13 protein-coding genes are annotated in these 16,440 nt (G+C 61.0%); 5 read left to right on the top strand and 8 right to left on the bottom strand.

All coding sequences use genetic code 11. The features are described 5' to 3' along the window. Position 1: 1 nt before the first annotated feature. The 5 genes from QWI20_RS24200 to QWI20_RS24180 all read right to left on the bottom strand — a co-directional run bounded on the left by QWI20_RS24200 (position 2) and on the right by QWI20_RS24180 (position 6,529). Positions 2–1,249, bottom strand: coding sequence for an ABC transporter permease (locus tag QWI20_RS24200; protein ID WP_369307565.1), 1,248 nt, complete (start codon positions 1,247–1,249; stop codon positions 2–4). 111 nt (positions 1,250–1,360) lie between these two features. Then, on the bottom strand, positions 1,361–2,392 hold the full coding sequence (locus QWI20_RS24195; protein WP_108121131.1) for a polyamine ABC transporter substrate-binding protein: 1,032 nt from the start codon (positions 2,390–2,392) through the stop codon (positions 1,361–1,363). A gap of 89 nt (positions 2,393–2,481) precedes the next feature. Further along, positions 2,482–3,606 (bottom strand): ABC transporter ATP-binding protein, encoded by a 1,125-nt coding sequence (locus QWI20_RS24190; protein ID WP_369307564.1) that lies wholly within the window; start codon positions 3,604–3,606, stop codon positions 2,482–2,484. A 290-nt stretch (positions 3,607–3,896) separates the two neighbouring features. Further along, positions 3,897–4,526 carry a response regulator transcription factor gene (locus tag QWI20_RS24185; protein ID WP_122536572.1) on the bottom strand — a complete coding sequence of 210 codons (630 nt, stop codon included), beginning with the start codon at positions 4,524–4,526 and terminating at the stop codon, positions 3,897–3,899. Then, positions 4,523–6,529 carry a transporter substrate-binding domain-containing protein gene (locus tag QWI20_RS24180; protein ID WP_369307582.1) on the bottom strand — a complete coding sequence of 669 codons (2,007 nt, stop codon included), beginning with the start codon at positions 6,527–6,529 and terminating at the stop codon, positions 4,523–4,525. Before QWI20_RS24180 ends, QWI20_RS24185 begins: the two co-directional genes overlap by 4 nt. 205 nt (positions 6,530–6,734) lie before the next feature. Between QWI20_RS24180 and QWI20_RS24175 the strand changes: the two genes are divergently transcribed. Next, positions 6,735–7,718: an alpha/beta hydrolase family protein gene (locus tag QWI20_RS24175; protein WP_369307563.1), complete on the top strand. Its 984-nt coding sequence runs from the start codon at positions 6,735–6,737 to the stop codon at positions 7,716–7,718. A gap of 60 nt (positions 7,719–7,778) precedes the next feature. Here the strand turns inward: QWI20_RS24175 and QWI20_RS24170 are convergent, their stop codons facing one another. The 3 genes from QWI20_RS24170 to QWI20_RS24160 are packed head-to-tail and all read right to left on the bottom strand — an operon-like array spanning position 7,779 to position 10,323. Then, positions 7,779–8,552, bottom strand: coding sequence for a DnaJ domain-containing protein (locus tag QWI20_RS24170; RefSeq protein WP_369307562.1), 774 nt, complete (start codon positions 8,550–8,552; stop codon positions 7,779–7,781). Beyond that, the gene (gene murU, locus QWI20_RS24165) at positions 8,553–9,221 is read right to left on the bottom strand and encodes an N-acetylmuramate alpha-1-phosphate uridylyltransferase MurU (protein WP_369307561.1); all 669 of its coding nucleotides are present in this window, start codon (positions 9,219–9,221) and stop codon (positions 8,553–8,555) included. Between the two features lie 58 nt (positions 9,222–9,279). Beyond that, positions 9,280–10,323: an aminoglycoside phosphotransferase family protein gene (locus QWI20_RS24160; RefSeq protein WP_369307560.1), complete on the bottom strand. Its 1,044-nt coding sequence runs from the start codon at positions 10,321–10,323 to the stop codon at positions 9,280–9,282. Between the two features lie 129 nt (positions 10,324–10,452). Between QWI20_RS24160 and QWI20_RS24155 the strand changes: the two genes are divergently transcribed. From QWI20_RS24155 to rsmA, 4 genes are read left to right on the top strand one after another with little or no spacing between them, the layout of a single operon-like run. Next, on the top strand, positions 10,453–13,236 hold the full coding sequence (locus tag QWI20_RS24155) for an LPS-assembly protein LptD (protein ID WP_369307559.1): 2,784 nt from the start codon (positions 10,453–10,455) through the stop codon (positions 13,234–13,236). Beyond that, entirely contained in the window at positions 13,217–14,539 is a 1,323-nt protein-coding gene (locus QWI20_RS24150; protein WP_369307558.1) for a peptidylprolyl isomerase, read from the top strand. Before QWI20_RS24155 ends, QWI20_RS24150 begins: the two co-directional genes overlap by 20 nt. Beyond that, positions 14,536–15,525: a 4-hydroxythreonine-4-phosphate dehydrogenase PdxA gene (gene pdxA, locus QWI20_RS24145; protein ID WP_369307557.1), complete on the top strand. Its 990-nt coding sequence runs from the start codon at positions 14,536–14,538 to the stop codon at positions 15,523–15,525. Before QWI20_RS24150 ends, pdxA begins: the two co-directional genes overlap by 4 nt. Then, positions 15,522–16,328: a 16S rRNA (adenine(1518)-N(6)/adenine(1519)-N(6))-dimethyltransferase RsmA gene (rsmA, locus tag QWI20_RS24140; RefSeq protein ID WP_192173105.1), complete on the top strand. Its 807-nt coding sequence runs from the start codon at positions 15,522–15,524 to the stop codon at positions 16,326–16,328. Before pdxA ends, rsmA begins: the two co-directional genes overlap by 4 nt. The last annotated feature ends 112 nt before the right edge of the window (positions 16,329–16,440 follow it).

Here is a 16,440-nt window from a genome sequence, read left to right as displayed (position 1 = left end):
CTCAGCTCAGACGCAGGCGGCTGGCGCCGACCAGCCAGTTATAGATCAGGTACAACACAACGGTTGCCAGCAGCAGCAACCCGCCCAGCGCCGTCGCCATGCCCCAGTTGATGCTGGTGTTGGTGTAGAACGCCACGAAATAACTGACCATCTGATCGTTCGGGCTGCCGAGCAGCGCCGGGGTGATGTAGTAGCCGATGGCAAGAATGAACACCAACAGACAGCCCGCGCCCACACCGGCGTAGGTCTGCGGGAAATACACGCGCCAGAAACTCGCGAACGGGTTGCAGCCCAGGGAAATCGCGGCGCGCATGTAGGTCGGCGAGATGCCTTTCATCACGCTGTAGATGGGCAGGATCATGAACGGCAGCATGATGTGCACCATCGAGATGTAAACGCCAACCCGGTTGAACACCAGCTCCAGCGGTTTATCGATGATGCCCATGGCCATCAGCGCGCCGTTGATCAGGCCGCTCGATTGCAGCAACACAATCCAGGCGGCGACGCGCACCAGGATCGACGTCCAGAACGGCAGCAGGACCAGAATCATCAACAGGTTGCTCTGCCGTGCGGGCAGATTGGCCAGCAGGTACGCCAGCGGATAGGCCAGCAGCAGGCAGATCACGGTGATCACCAGGCCCATCCAGAAGGTGCGGGCGAAGATGTCGATGTAAATCGCCTGATCGGGTGTGGCGGGCGCCAGCTCACCGAGGTCATCGATGCGGTGGTCGACAGCGGCCAGCAAATAATAGGGGGTGAAGCTTGAGGTGTTGCGGCGGATCGCCTGCCAGTACGCGGGATCGCCCCAACGTTCATCGATGGCTTCCAGCGCCTCCTTATAAGAAGCCGGTTCTTCCTTGAAAGGCATGGCGCGGGCCGTTTTCGCCAAGAGACTGCGGTAGCCCGCCAACTCCTGGTTCAAGCGCTTGGACAGATCACCCAGCGTCTGATTCTTGCGCGCTTCGCCCAGGTCCTGGCTTGCGGCTTTGTAGACCGCGTCAGGCGGCAGCCCCTTGCCGTCCCATTTCGCCACCTCGACCACAGTGAGCGGCATGCCACCCACCACTTCCGGGTTGCTGACGCTTTTGTAGAGCAGTGCCGCGATCGGCACGAGAAACACCAGCAGCAGGAAGATCACCAATGGCGCGATCAACGCCTGAGCCTTCCAGCGATTGACGCGCTCGGCACGAGCCAGGCGTTGCTTCAGGGTCGGGCTGGCGCCTTCAGTCAGGGGCACGGCGATGGCCATAGTGAACTCCGAAATCTTTTAACAAAGAGCGCGTCCCCTGCCCTGCTTTCAGACAGGTCAGACGACGCACCCGGATCTAACTCACAACGAAGCGCTTACTGGGCAGTGCCCTTATTTGGCGGCCCACGAGTTGAAACGCTGTTCCAGCGACTCACCGAAGTCGGCCCAGAATTTCACGTCGATCTGCACCTGATCCTTGATGTTCTCAGGGGTGGTCGGCATGTTTTTCAGGGTGTCAGCGCTCAGCAAAGGGACCGCGCCAGTATTGGCCGGGCCGTAAGCGATGTTTTCGGAATAGGTCTTTTGCTGCTCTGGCTTGAGGGAGTAAGCGATGAACTTCTTCGCTTCTTCGGCATTTTTTGCGCCCTTGGGAATGGCCCATGCGTCGAAGTCATACACGCCGCCGGTCCAGACCACTTTCAGGTTGCTCTCCTTCTGCACGGCAGCGATGCGACCGTTGTAGGCCGAGCTCATCACGACGTCGCCCGATTGCAAATACTGAGGCGGCTGTGCGCCCGCTTCCCACCACTGAATGCTTGGCTTGAGCTTGTCGAGCATCTTGAAAGCGCGGTCCTGGCCTTCCTTGGTCGCCAGCACTTTGTAGACGTCTTTCGGCGCAACGCCGTCGGCCATCAGGGCGAATTCCAGGGTGTATTTGGCGCCCTTGCGCAGGCCACGCTTGCCCGGGAATTTCTCGGTGTCCCAGAAATCAGCCCAACCGGTCGGCGCGGATTTCAGCTTGTCGGCGTTGTAGGCCAGCACGGTGGACCAAACGAAAAAGCCTACGCCGCACTCGGAGATTGCGCCCTTGACGTAGTTGTCCTTGTTGCCCAGATCGACCGACGCCAGCGACTCGAACATGTCTTCGTCACAGCCACGGGACAGCTCTGGCGATTCCACTTCCACCAGATCCCAGGTCACGCTTTTGGTGTCGACCATGGCTTTGACCTTGGCCATCTCACCGTTGTATTCGCCGGCGATGATCTTGCCGTTGCCGGCTTTTTCCCACGGCGCGTAGAAGGCCTTTTCCTGGGCCGCCTTGTTCGCGCCGCCGAAGGAAATGACCGTCAGGTCCGCTGCCATGGCTTGCGCCGCGCACATCATGCCGACCGATAAGGCGGTGAGCTTCAATGTCTTGAGCATCAGTTTTTCTCTCCACGAACAATGTTGGTTAAGCGATGGGGCGATTGGCTCGCCTCTGGGTTCTTCGGTTGACGCATAACGCGGGTGTATCAATGTGCATCCAGCAACGGGTCCAGCGCGCGCGCGTGCTCGACCTGCCATCCAATGGGCACGACATCGCCAACGCTCAGGGCAGGGTCAAGCTCGGCGATGGGCTGCTTGACGAAGAAATCGGTTTTACCGGCCACTTCCAGGCGCACGCGCACGTGGTCGCCCAGGTAGATGAATTCGGCAACACGGCCGGAGAAGCGGTTGACGCAACTCTCGCTGCGGCCGTTGAGGTTCACTCGTTCGGGACGAATCGACAGCGTGACCGGGCTGCCGGTGGCGCCGACGTTGATCGCCAGCGCTTCGACTTTTTCGCCGCGCGCCAGGCCGACCACGCACCGATCGCCGTTCTGGCTGAGCAAGGTGCCGTTGATGCGGTTGTTCTCGCCGATAAAGTTGGCGACGAAGGTGTTTTTCGGCTCTTCGTAGAGGGTGCGCGGTGGGGCGATTTGCTGGATCTCGCCTTGGTGAAACACTGCGACGCGGTCGGACATGGTCAGCGCTTCGCCCTGATCGTGGGTGACGTAAACAACGGTCACGCCCAGGCGCTGGTGCAGGTGTTTGATCTCCATCTGCATGTGTTCGCGCAGTTGCTTGTCGAGCGCACCGAGGGGTTCGTCCATCAGCACCAGCTGCGGTTCGAACACCAACGCGCGGGCCAGCGCGACACGTTGCTGCTGGCCACCCGACAACTGCGCGGGGTAGCGATGGGCGAAGGTGCCGAGCTGGACCATGTCGAGGGCACGTTTGACCTTTTCGGCGACGTCGGTCTTGCTCATGCCGCGCACCGACAGCGGGAACGCGAGGTTCTCAGCGACGGTCATGTGCGGGAACAGCGCGTAGTTCTGGAACACCATGCCGATGTCGCGCTTGTGCGGCGGCACATTGTTGATCGAGCGGCCGGCCAGCAAAATCTCGCCAGCGGTGGGCGTCTCGAACCCGGCGAGCATCATCAGGCTGGTGGTTTTGCCGGAGCCCGACGGCCCGAGCAGGGTGAGGAATTCGCCTTTGCAAATATCCAGGTTGAGGTCTTTGACGATCAGGGCTTCGCCGTCGTAGCTCTTTTGCACACCGCGAAAGCTGACCAGAACATCACTCGCCCCAGCGCTTGAATCGACGTTGCTCATTGCCCACACCTTTGTTTGATCCACCGTAGGGATCAAGCCTAGATGAGCCTGAAGGCCGCGCAAATCGGGGCGTGAGAGAGAATGACCTAGGTGGGCTGGAAGGTTTCGGGTAGGGATTGCCCTACAGGGATGGCGGGGATAGGTATGTCGCCCGGAAGTTATTTATGGCCTGGTCTGGCGTCTTCGCGAGCAAGCTCACTCCTACAGGGGATCGCAATAACCTGTAGGAGTGAGCTTGCTCGCGATAGCGTTTTACGAAGCACCACAGGAAGTCGTTTTTAGACACGCAATCAAACCAACTTGTGCTCCATCGCATACTTCACCAGCTCGGCCAGCGAATTGATTTTCAGCTTCTGCATCAGGCGCGCCTTGTGGGTGCTGATGGTCTTGCTGCTCAGCGCCAGTTGCTGGGCGATGTCGTTGACGTTGGCGCCCTGGGCCAGGCGCTCGAACACTGAAAACTCGCGCTCGGACAACAATGAGTGCAAAGGCCGGCTATCCGTCAGCCCGACTTCAAATACCATGCGATCGGCCAGGTCCGGGTCGATATAACGCCCGCCTGCGGCCACGCGCCGGATTGCCGTTAGCAGCAACGCGGGGTCGCTGTCTTTGGTCGCGTACCCGGCGGCGCCGACCTTCAAGGCCCGCGCGGCCATTTGCGCCTCATCGTGCATCGACAGCACCAGAATCGCGGGCGGATTGTTCAGCGCGCGAATTCTCGGGATCGCCTCCAGGCCGTTCACCCCCGGCATGGAAATATCCAGCAGCACGACCTCGCACGGGATGTGGCGCAAAGCCTCCAGCAACTGCTCGCCATTGCTGGCCTCCCCGACCACTTGCAGATCTTTCGCCAGGCCGATCAGCTGTTTGATGCCCTCGCGGACAATCGTGTGGTCTTCGGCAACCAATACGCGAATCAATGCACGTGCTCCTCAGCGACCGGGTCCAGCGGAATGTGGATGCGCAAGGTTGTGCCTTCTCCGGGCAAGGTGTCCAGATGCAATTGCCCGCCCATGATCAGCACCCGCTCGCGCATGCCCACCAGTCCGAACGACGCCGGCCGTTCTGCGCGCTGATCGAAACCCTTGCCGTCATCGGCGATGCGCATGCACAGCACGCCATCGCTGAGGGTCAGGCTTAGCTCGACCGTGTGCGCTTCGGCATGGCGCATGACGTTGGTCAGCGACTCCTGAAGAATGCGAAACAGCCCGATGGCCGTGGCGTCCGGCAGGCTGGGCAGGTTGTCCGGCACCTGCACCAGGCACGGAATCTGGGTGCGTGCTTCAAAGCGGCGGGCCTGCCATTCAATCGCCGACGCAATGCCTGCATCGAGAATCGGTGGCCGCAGCGCGGTCGCCACGTCCCGCACCAACTGGAACAACTGCGCAATCAGGCGCTTCATGCTGTTCAACCGATCACGCAGGCCAGGGTCAAGATCGGCGTAGGCCAGCTCACACATGGACGTTTCCAGCTTGAGCACGGTCAGCATCTGACCCAGCTCGTCGTGAACTTCCCGGGCGATTCGGGCCTTTTCTTCTTCGCGCACGGTTTCCAGGTGCGCCGACAGCTCGCGCAACTGCTCGGCCAGCACCTGCAACCGCGCTTCACTTTCTTGCAGCGCGGCGAGGGATCGACGGCGTTCGGTCACGTCAGTGATGAACACCACCAGGTACTCGGCGTCGCGAAAACGCAGGAAGCTCAGCGACACATCGGCAGGCAGGATGCTGCCATCGGCGCGCACGCAAGTGCTTTCGTAGTTCTGCGGCCCTTCCTCGCTGGAGCGCGCGGTTTTCCACAGAGTGAGCCAGCGGTCCATGTTCAGCCCCGGCTCGAAATCAATCAGCGGCCGGTCCACCACTCCACCCGGCGCATAACCCAACATGGTTTCGGCGGCCTGATTGGCGTAGCGCACGTGGCTGTCCCAATTGACCCAGAGAATACCGACGGTGCTCTGATCGATGGAGAACTGCGCCAGCCGCAATGCCTCCTCCCCTGCCAGGCGCCTGGCGATGTCATCCCGGGCGGCGAGTAATTGTTTCTCCAGTTGCTGCTGTTGTTTGCGCTGCCAGTAAACAATCGCCGCGCTGGCCAGAAGCAGGACCAACAGCAGCAGCGCGATGTTCTTCCACAGCCCCGGCGATTCACTGATCTGCGGGTATTTGGGCTGGAGCCACTGCGCATGCAGTTGTTCGAGATCCCGGGCCGGAATGGCGCTCAATGCCTGGCTGATAATCTCGGCGAGCTGCGGCGTGTCACGTCGGGAGGCCACGCGCAGCAGCTGCGGGAAGCCAATGTCGCCAACCACGGCGAGCCCGGCAAACTCGGCTTCGCGGGACAGGCGACTGAGTTGCGCCTCATCGATCACGGCGTATCGCGCCTGCTGACTGAGCAAGAGCTGCAACGCCTGACGCTCCAGCGGCACGCCTTGCAGATTGAGGTGGGTGTAATTGCTGCGCAGGTAGTCAGCGGTGGCGCTGGGCATGCGCACGGCGACGCGCACCTGGCCGTCGAGCTTCTCCAGATCCACCGCGCCTGCGCCGTCACGTTCGCCAACGATCAGTTGCGGCACGCGCATGTACGGATCGGAATACAGCCACAGGCGCAAGCCGCCGGGCGTCTGGGTCAGGCCCGGCGCGAAGTCGATCTGGCCGTCGGCAAGGGCTTTTTCGAGCTCGGCCTGATCGGCATAACTGCGCCACAGCAGCTCCACCTGAAGGGTCTTTGCCATGAGGTTGATGAGGTCGACGTTCGCGCCGGACAACTGCTGCGCACGGCGATCGAGCTGGGCGTAAGGCGTTTGGAGGACGAGCCCGACGCGCAACTGCCCGCGCTGGGTCAGCCAGTCCCGTTGCTCGCGGCTTAAGGGGTCGGTCTGCGTGGGCGAGGCGACGGCATGGTGCGATATCGGCAACGCGATCAGCATCAAGCCGATCAAGAGCGCGCGGGTATCGCCGATAACCCGAAGGCACAGCGCACGGATTCTCAAACTGTCGTCTCCATTTCCCTGAATCCCATGCCGATCATGCTCTGTGTCTGTCGCTCGCTTGAGACACGACGATTGCCTGGCCTGACAAACCGCCGTCAACCCATTAGTCTGCCGGAATTGTTTCCGGCCTTTGGAATATTCGATGTCCTACACCCTTCGCGCACTATTTCCTGCGCTGTGCCTGACGCTGATACTACCTTGCTCGTCGCTCGTCATGGCTGCGGATCCGGCGCCGGACAAAGACGCCAAGCCTGCTGACGCGCCGGTCGAGCGAGCGGCATTGCCGTCGCGCACTGAAGAAGACACCTTGGCGCTGGAGCGTCAGGTGCCGCAAGCGGAGCAACAGCAGTTGCAGGCGGGCGACGAGACGTTTCTGGCGTTGTGGAAACCGGCGAATGTCGACGCGCCCAAAGGTGCGGTGATCATCGTGCCGGGCGCCGATGAATCAGCGGACTGGCCGACTGCGGTAGCACCGCTACGTCGCAAGTTGCCGGACGTCGGGTGGTCCAGCCTCAGTCTGAGCATGCCGGACGCACACAATGACGGCGTATTCGCGCGCGCGGCGGATGCTCCGGCTGCGGCCTCTACGGGTGATAAACCCAAGGACGCGCCGGTGAAGGCACCGGATCCTGCAGCCACTGCTGAAGCGGAGGCCGCAGCAGCCGCTGAACAAGCCGCTGCCCAGGCCGAGATGGCCAAGGCCAACGCCGAGAAAATCTTTACCCGGATCGACAGCGCCGTGGCCTTCGCCCAGCAGAACAAAGCCCGGAGCATCGTCCTCCTCGGTCACGGCAGCGGCGCTTATTGGGCAGCGCGTTACATGAGCGAGCGGCCCTCGCCGGCCGTTCAACGCCTGGTCATGGTCACGGCCGTGGACACTGGCAAGGAAACGCCGTCGCTGATGGAGCTGCTGCCGACGCTAAAGGTCCCGACGGCCGACTTCGTCAACAAGGACCGTTCGGTGCCGCGTCAGCAGGCACAAGACCGCCTGGACGCCAGCAAACGAAACAAAAACGCCAGGTTCACCCAAGTGGCGTTGAGCGCCATTCCCGGCAATCCCGCGATGGAGCAAGATCAATTGTTTCGTCGCGTTCGGGGTTGGCTGGAGGGTGACGCCGCAAAGTAACCATTACCGCCTTCGACGCTTGTGCTGCCCTTGCTGCGGGCAGCATCCAGACCCGAAGCGTCAGCGAAACCCCCGCCGATCGCGAATGACCGCGTAGGCGTGGTGCAGCTCGCGGGTTTTCTCGGTGGCATCACGAACCTGTATCTGATTGGCGCCACTGCCAGCGATCTTGTCCGGGTGATGGCGACTGAGCAATCGACGGTAGGCGCGCTTGATCTGCGCTGGTTCCGCATCCGCTTTCACGCCCAGCAAACGCAGCGCGTCCTGAAACTCGCCGCCACTGCTGGCGGGAGCACCCCGCGAACGCTGCTCGTCTTCGGTCGATGACAAGCCTTCGACTTTGCCCGCCGGCCAGCCCAGCCATTTGCCCCACAGCACAATCAATTCACGTTCGGTGCGCGACGCCCTGCCATCCGCCCACGCCATCCTCCAACAGGCACGCAACAAACCCTCCGCCGCATGGGGCTGGCTTTTCAGGCGCGTAAGGTGGACGCGCAAATTGTCGCGCCCGTCCTTGCCCCGATTGAATGCCTGAATGGCCCGACGCTGCGCTGCCTCGCTGAGGTCCAGTCGGCGCATTTCAACGCGCGCCTGTTGAATATGCCCGTCGACCACACGGCCATCGCTCTTCGCCAGACGGCCCAGCAGCATGAAAATAAGCTCGTCGTCGCGCGGCACCGTGCGGCCATTGGCACGCTCGCGCATTTCCGCCCAGCTCCGGAAATGCAGCCGCCGATCAAGCGCCTGCCCCAGAAGCGCGCCAAGCATGGCGCCCGGAATGCTGGCAATCAGGTACCCGACGCCACCGCCAACCACCGTGAATGGCCACAGCATCTAGGGCTTCACCGCAAGGATCTGCTCGACTTCGGCCAGTCGCTCATGGGTACCGACATCCACCCAGCGACCGGCAAAACGTTCGCCGGTCACCAAGCCTTTCGCCATGGCGTTACGCAACAGAGGCGCCAGCTTGAACGCGCCTTCGGTGCAGCCCGCGAAGAGTTGCGGGTGCAGCACCGCGATACCGCTGTAGGTCAGGCGCGGCTGATCAGCATCGTCGTGAACGTGCCCGTCGACCAGCGCGAAATCCCCGCCGGGGTGATGCGCCGGGTTGTCTACGAGCACCAGATGGGCAAGCCCCTTGAGCGGCTTCATCAACACGCTGAAATCGAAGTCGACCCAGATGTCTCCGTTGACCACCAGAAACGGCTCGTCGCCCAGCAGCGGCAGCGCACGAAAGATCCCGCCGCCCGTCTCCAGCGGTTCGCCCTCAGGGGAGTAGGAGATATTCAGACCCCACGGGCGGCCGTCGCCCAGATAATCTTCGATCTGCTGGCCCAACCACGCATGGTTGATCACAACGTCCTCAACGCCGGCCGATTTGATCGCGCGCAGGTGATATTCAATCAGTGGAACGCCGCCGGCACGCACCAGCGGTTTGGGCATGTGCAGGGTCAACGGGCGCAGGCGCTCGCCTTTACCCGCCGCCAGAATCATCGCTTTCATGCGGCCCTCATCGAGACAATCTTCAAGTGCAGTCCCTCTTCAATTGCAGTCCATTCCATCACACAACAGATGCTGGTTTTGCCTGTGTCGGTTTTGTATGGCCAAGGCTGGTCAGCAGATTACTCAGTTCAACCAGCTCCGGGCGTCGCGCCAACACCGCTTCTATATAGGAGAAGAAGCGCGGCACGTCGGCGATGTAGCGTGGCTTGCCGTCACGGTGACAGATGCGGGCGAAAATGCCGATCACCTTCAAATGCCGCTGCACCCCCATCAAATCACTGGCACGACGGAATTCATTGAATTCGCCCTGCACCGGGATGCCCGCCGCAGCGGCCTTGTTCCAATACAGCTCGAGCCAGGCCGCTACACGCTCCTCCGGCCAACTCAAAAAAGCATCCTTGAACAGACACGTGATGTCGTAGGTGACCGGGCCGTACACCGCATCCTGAAAATCCAGCACGCCAGGGTTCGGTTCGCTGAGCATCAGGTTGCGCGGCATGAAATCGCGGTGCACCAACACCGTCGGCTGGGCCAGCGCGCTTTCGATCAGCAGATCGCTGACTGCCTGCCAACTGGCCTGCTGCGCCTGGTCAAACTCGACGCCCAGATGACGCTTCACGTACCACTCGGGAAACAGCTCCAGCTCGCGGCGCAGCAGTGCCACATCATAACTTGGCAACGGCGCGTCCATCGGCAGTTGCTGGTAGGCGAGCAATGCGTCGATCGCGTTAATGAACAGCTGATCGGCGTTTGCCTCGTCGATGACATCCAGGTAGGTCTGACGACCCAGGTCATTCAACAAAAGAAAGCCCTGATTCAGGTCTTCGGCATAAATTTTCGGAACATTAATGCCCGACCCGCTCAATAAATGAGCGATATCCACGAAGGGTTTGCAGTTTTCCTGGGGCGGCGGCGCGTCCATGACAATAAAAGTTCGGCCCTCCCCCTCCCAGCGAAAGTAGCGACGGAAACTGGCGTCGCTACTGGCGGCAGTCAACGTGGCCGGGGGAATCGGGCCCCAGCCCTGGGCCTCAAATAAACGCGGGAGCTGCTCATCGAGCCAAACTTTCAGGTGTTGCAGGCGTACATCTTGATCTGGCATTGCAAGGGTCTCCGACGGCGCTAGCCGTCAAGCGGGTCATGCTTTATTATCCGACATCTTTTTCAGCCCATCGAGAGGCGTGCGGCCCCCCCGCGGGCAGATGGCGCGCAGGAAGCCCGGACTAATAAGATGGCATTGAAATCCCCCGCGTTTCGTAAAAAATTTCCGTTGCTCGTAACCGGCAGTTTGCTGGCGATGCAACCCCTGGCCGTCCCGTACGTGGTTGCCGCCGAACAGTATGACTGCTCGGTGTCTGCAACAGGTGCATGGGATTGCTCTCCGAAAACCAACGCAGCCCAGTTGCCTCCGCGCCCCGTGCACGACGCCAACAGTGTTTCGTCCAACAGCAGCACGGCAGATGGCGCTCAGACGACCACCACCTCCGATGGCGAAGTCGTGCCCAAGACGATGCTGGTCACCGAGGCCAAGGGCCGTGGCCTGAAATCGCGCAGCGCCGATTACAGTCACCTGGACTGGGTGCCACGCGAGAAGCTGACCGCAGCCCAACTGGCCGAGACCGGTCCGTATTGCTCGGGCGCCTACATCGAACCGATCCGTCCGGGCATGGACGACAAGACGCCGAAGAGCGACGCACCGACTTTCATCGGCGCCAAGGCTTCGCGTTATCAGCAGGAAGAGCAGGTTGCGACCCTGGCCGGCGACGTCGTCCTGCGTCAGGGCAGCATGCAGGTCGAGGCTGACGAAGCCAGCCTGCATCAGGCCGAGAACCGTGGCGAGCTGAACGGCGATGTCCGTCTGCGCGACAACGGCGCCCTGATCGTCGGCGACCATGCTGAAGTTCAGCTCGACACCGGCGAAGCCAAAGTCGACAACGCCGAGTACGTGCTGCACAAGAACAACGTTCGCGGTAACGCCCTGTACGCTCGTCGTGCCGAGAACGCGATCATCCGCTTGAAGGACGGCACGTACACCACGTGCGAACCGAACAGCAACGCGTGGACCGTTAAGGGCAACAACATCACCCTGAACCCGGCCACCGGTTTCGGTACTGCCACCAACGCCACACTGCGCGTTCACGACATTCCGATTCTTTACACGCCTTACATCTATTTCCCGATCGACGACCGTCGCCAGTCCGGGTTCCTGCCGCCGACCATCGGCACGGACAGCGACACCGGCTTCTCGTTGCTCACCCCGTACTACTTCAACCTGGCGCCGAACTACGACGCCACGTTGTACCCGACCTACATGGCCAAGCGCGGCATGTTGCTGGAAGGCGAGTTCCGTTACCTGACCAAGACCAGTGAAGGTCAGTTCGGTGCGGCTTACCTGAACGACGACAACGACGATCGCAAAGATCAGTCGGACTACAAAGACACCCGCTGGTTGATCAACTGGCAGGATCGCAGTGGTCTGGATTCGCGTCTGACCAGCAAGGTCGACTACACCAAAGTCAGCGATCCTTACTACTTCAAGGACCTGAAAAGCGGTCAGGAAGGCGTGAGCACCCACGATTACCTGAACCAGCAGGGCGCGGTCTACTACCGTGGTGATAACTACACCGCGACGCTGAACGCTCAGCAGTATCAGCTGACCACCGTGACTCAGATCACTCCTTATGGCCGCCTGCCCCAGCTCACGCTGAATGGTTCGCTGCCGTTCCAGCCTGCAGGCTTCAAGTTCGATTACGAGACTGAGCTGGTTCGCTTTGATCGTGATTTGAGAACGGGTGGCTACACCAACGAAGACGACGTGACCTCCCCGCGTCTGGACACCAACGTTCGGGGGCTTGCTCGTGCGAATGGCGATCGTCTGAACCTGGCGCCGTCCATCAGCCTGCCGCTGACTGCCAGCTACGGTTTTGTAACGCCCAAGCTCAAGTACGTTTACACCCAGTACGATCTGGACCTGGACTCGCAGGGCAAGAGCACGTTGCTGGCGGATGAGACTTATCACAGCAGCGAAAACCGCAGCGTGCCAATTTTCAGCGTCGACAGCGGCCTGTATTTCGATCGCAACACCAACTGGTTCGGGAAAAACTACCGCCAGACGCTGGAGCCTCGTGCGTACTACCTCTACGTGCCAGAGAAAGATCAAACCGATATCCCGATTTTCGACTCGGGTGAAACCACGTTTAACTACGCCTCGCTGTTCCGCGACAACCGCTTCGTCGGCTCCGACCGTATTGGTGACGAGAACAAGCTGTCGCTGGGCGTAACCAACCGCTGGATCGAAGACAACGGTTTCGAGCGTCAGCGTGTCAGCATCGGCCAGGCGGTGTATTTCGCCGACCGTAAGGTGCAACTGCCAGGCATTGCCTACGAAGACCGCAAGGACGCTCAGTCCGACGTGTCGCCTTACGCACTCGAATACGAATACCGCTTCAACCGCGACTGGCGGGCGACGTCGGACTTCAACTGGGACCCGGACAGCCGCAGCACTCGCTCCGGCAGCGCGATGGTTCACTACCAGCCTGAAGACGAGCCGGGCAAGATCATCAACGCCGGCTACCGCTATCGCAATGACCAGGTCCGTTACGATCAGACAACAGGTCGCTGGAGCGTAGGTGGGGGTGACTACACCTACCCGGATGGCACCGTCATCAAGGACTACTACAAGATTCAGCAACATGACTTCTCGGTCATCTGGCCTGTGGTACCGCAGTGGAGCGCCATCGCTCGCTGGCAGTACGACTACAACCGTGACCGTACCCTCGAAGCCTTTGGTGGTTTTGAATATGACAACTGCTGCTGGAAGCTGCGTCTGATCAACCGGTACTGGGTCGACTATGACGAGTCCACCCAAGAGATACCGCAGAACGAGAAAGGCGACCGCGGCGTCTTCCTACAAATCGTGTTGAAGGGACTTGGCGGCGTCGTTGGCCAAAAAGTTGAAAGCTTCCTCGACAAAGGCATCCAAGGTTATCGTGAACGTGAAGACCAAGCTTTCTGATTGTCTGCGCCCGCTGATGCTGGGCGCGCTGCTTATCGGTACTGTTGCGCACGCTGAAGTGCGCACCATCGACAAGGTAGTTGCCATCGTCGACAACGACGTGGTCATGCAAAGCCAGCTCGACCAGCGCACCCGTGAGGTTCAGCAAACCATCGCCAAGCGTGGGCAGGGTGTTCCGCCTGCCAGCGCGCTGGAGTCTCAGGTCCTGGATCGTCTGATCCTGGAAAACCTGCAGATTCAGATCGGCGAACGCTCCGGCATTCGCATCAGCGATGAAGAACTGAATCAGGCGGTTACGACCATCGCTCAACGCAACAACATGACTGTTGACCAGTTCAAGGCTGCACTGACCCACGACGGGCTGTCCTACACCAGCGCACGTGAACAGATTCGCCGGGAAATGATCATCAGCCGTGTGCGTCAGCGCCGGGTTGCCGAACGTATTCAGGTCTCGGAGCAGGAAGTGAAGAACTTCCTCGCTTCCGACCTGGGCAAGGCTCAGTTCTCCGAAGAATTCCACTTGGCCAACATCTTGATCCCGACGCCGGACAGCGCGACGTCGGATCAAATTCAGGCCGCTGCAGCCAAAGCCAAGGACCTCTACGGCAAGCTGCAACAGGGTGCGAACTTCGAGCAGATGGCGATCGCGTCGTCGGCCAGTGAAAGTGCTCTGGACGGTGGTGACATGGGCTGGCGTAAAGCCGCTCAGTTGCCGCCTCCGTTCGGCGACATGCTGTCGTCGATGCGTCCGGGTGAGGTCACCCCGCCTGCACGCACACCGGGCGGCTTCATCATTCTCAAGCTGCTGGAAAAACGCGGCGGCGAGACTCAGACCCAGATGCGCGACGAGGTTCACGTGCGTCACATCCTGATCAAGCCAAGCGAAATCCGCAGCCCAGCCGAGACCAAGCTGCTGGCGCAACGGATTTACGACCGGATCCAGAATGGCGAAGACTTCGGTGAACTGGCGAAGAGCTTCTCTGAAGATCCAGGTTCGGCGCTCAACGGCGGCGACATGAACTGGGTTGACCCGCGTTCGCTGGTTCCGGAGTTCCGCGACGTCATGAACGAGACACCTCAGGGTGTCGTGTCCAAGCCGTTCGAGACTCAATTCGGCTGGCACGTTCTGGAAGTCCTCGGCCGTCGCTCGACTGACAGCACCAGTCAGGCCCGTGAGCAACAGGCGATGACCGTGCTGCGTAACCGCAAGTACGACGAAGAGCTGCAAACCTGGCTGCGTCAGATCCGTGATGAAGCGTACGTCGAGATCAAGCTCCCCGGAGCTGATCAGGCGGCCAAGTGAAACCCCAGCGTTTCGCCCTGACACCGGGCGAGCCAGCCGGCATCGGTCCTGACCTTTGCCTGCTGCTCGCCGCGCAGTCCCAGCCCCATCCCCTGATTGCCATTACCAGCTGCGACCTGCTCACCGAGCGGGCCGCCCGGCTGGGTGTGGCTGTTAGCCTGATACCCGTCACACCCGCCGCCTGGCCTGACGTCCCCGCCCCCGCTGGCAGTCTGTATGTATGGGATACGCCGGTTCAGGCGCCGGTCATTGCCGGCCAGCTCGACAAAGCCAACGGCGGCTTCGTGCTCGAAACCCTGACCCGCGCCGGCCAGGGCTGCCTGGACGGCCACTTCGCGGGCATGATCACAGCGCCGGTGCACAAGGGCGTGATCAACGACAGTGGCATCGAGTTCTCCGGGCACACTGAATTTCTTGCCGAGCTGACCCACACCGAACAGGTGGTGATGATGCTGGCAACCGGTGATTTGCGGGTGGCGCTGGTGACCACTCACCTGCCCCTGCGTGAGGTTGCCGATGCGATCACCGTTGAACGGCTGGAGCGCGTGACGCGCATCCTGCACGCGGATCTGGTCAACAAATTCGGTATCGCCCGCCCGCGGATTCTGGTCTGTGGCCTGAACCCCCATGCCGGCGAGAGCGGCCACCTGGGCCGCGAAGAAATCGACATCATTGAACCTACTCTGGCGCGTCTGCGCAGCGAGGGCCTGGATTTACATGGCCCGCTGCCTGCCGACACGCTCTTCACCCCCAAATATCTGGAGCACTGCGACGCAGTGCTGGCGATGTACCACGACCAGGGCCTGCCCGTGCTGAAGTACAAAGGCTTCGGCGCCGCCGTCAACATCACGCTGGGCCTGCCGATCATTCGCACCTCCGTCGATCACGGCACGGCGCTGGATCTGGCGGGCACCGGCAAGATCGACACTGGCAGCCTCAGGGTCGCTCTGGAAACCGCCTATCAGATGGCCGAGACCTATTCATGAACGAGCAATTCCAACACAAGGCGCGCAAGCGTTTTGGCCAGAACTTCCTGCACGATGCCGGCGTGATCGACAAGATCCTGCGCTCCATTCGTGCCAAGACCGAAGACCGCATGCTGGAAATCGGCCCGGGGCAAGGCGCCCTGACCGAGGGCCTGCTGAACAGCGGCGCACAATTGGACGTCGTCGAGCTCGACAAAGACCTCGTGCCGATTCTCATGCATCAGTTCGGCAGCAAGCCGAATTTCAGTCTGCACCAGGGTGACGCACTGAAATTTGACTTCACCAGCCTGAACGCCGCCCCCAACAGCCTGCGTGTCGTCGGCAACCTGCCGTACAACATCTCGACGCCGCTGATCTTCCATCTGCTGCAGAACGCCTACCTGATCCGAGACATGCACTTCATGCTGCAGAAAGAAGTGGTCGAGCGTCTGGCAGCAGGTCCGGGTGGTGGTGATTGGGGCCGCCTTTCCATCATGGTTCAGTACCACTGTCGCGTGGAGCATCTGTTCAACGTCGGGCCCGGCGCGTTCAATCCGCCGCCGAAAGTGGATTCGGCCATCGTTCGTCTGGTGCCTCACGAAACCCTGCCGCACCCGGCCAAGGATCACCGCGTGCTTGAGCGCGTCGTCCGCGAGGCCTTCAACCAGCGCCGCAAGACCCTGCGCAATACGCTGAAAGCCCTGCTGACCAGCGAAGAAATCACCGAAGCCGGCGTCGATGGCAGCCTGCGTCCGGAGCAGCTGGATCTGGCGGCGTTTGTGCGACTGGCCGACAAGCTCAGCGAAAAGCCAGTCGCCGCCTGACCTTCTCGGGACATGTCCGGTCAAAGCCTCATCGGTCTTTATCCGTGACATGTCCTAGACTGATTTCCAACCGGACGACTTCCGGCTATTTCCGCTTTCGCTTCTAAGGCCT

Source organism: Pseudomonas sp. W2-17 (assembly GCF_041060445.1).
Taxonomy (GTDB): domain Bacteria; phylum Pseudomonadota; class Gammaproteobacteria; order Pseudomonadales; family Pseudomonadaceae; genus Aquipseudomonas.
Note: the sequence above shows the minus strand (reverse complement) of the source record. Positions and strands in the feature narration are given on the sequence as shown.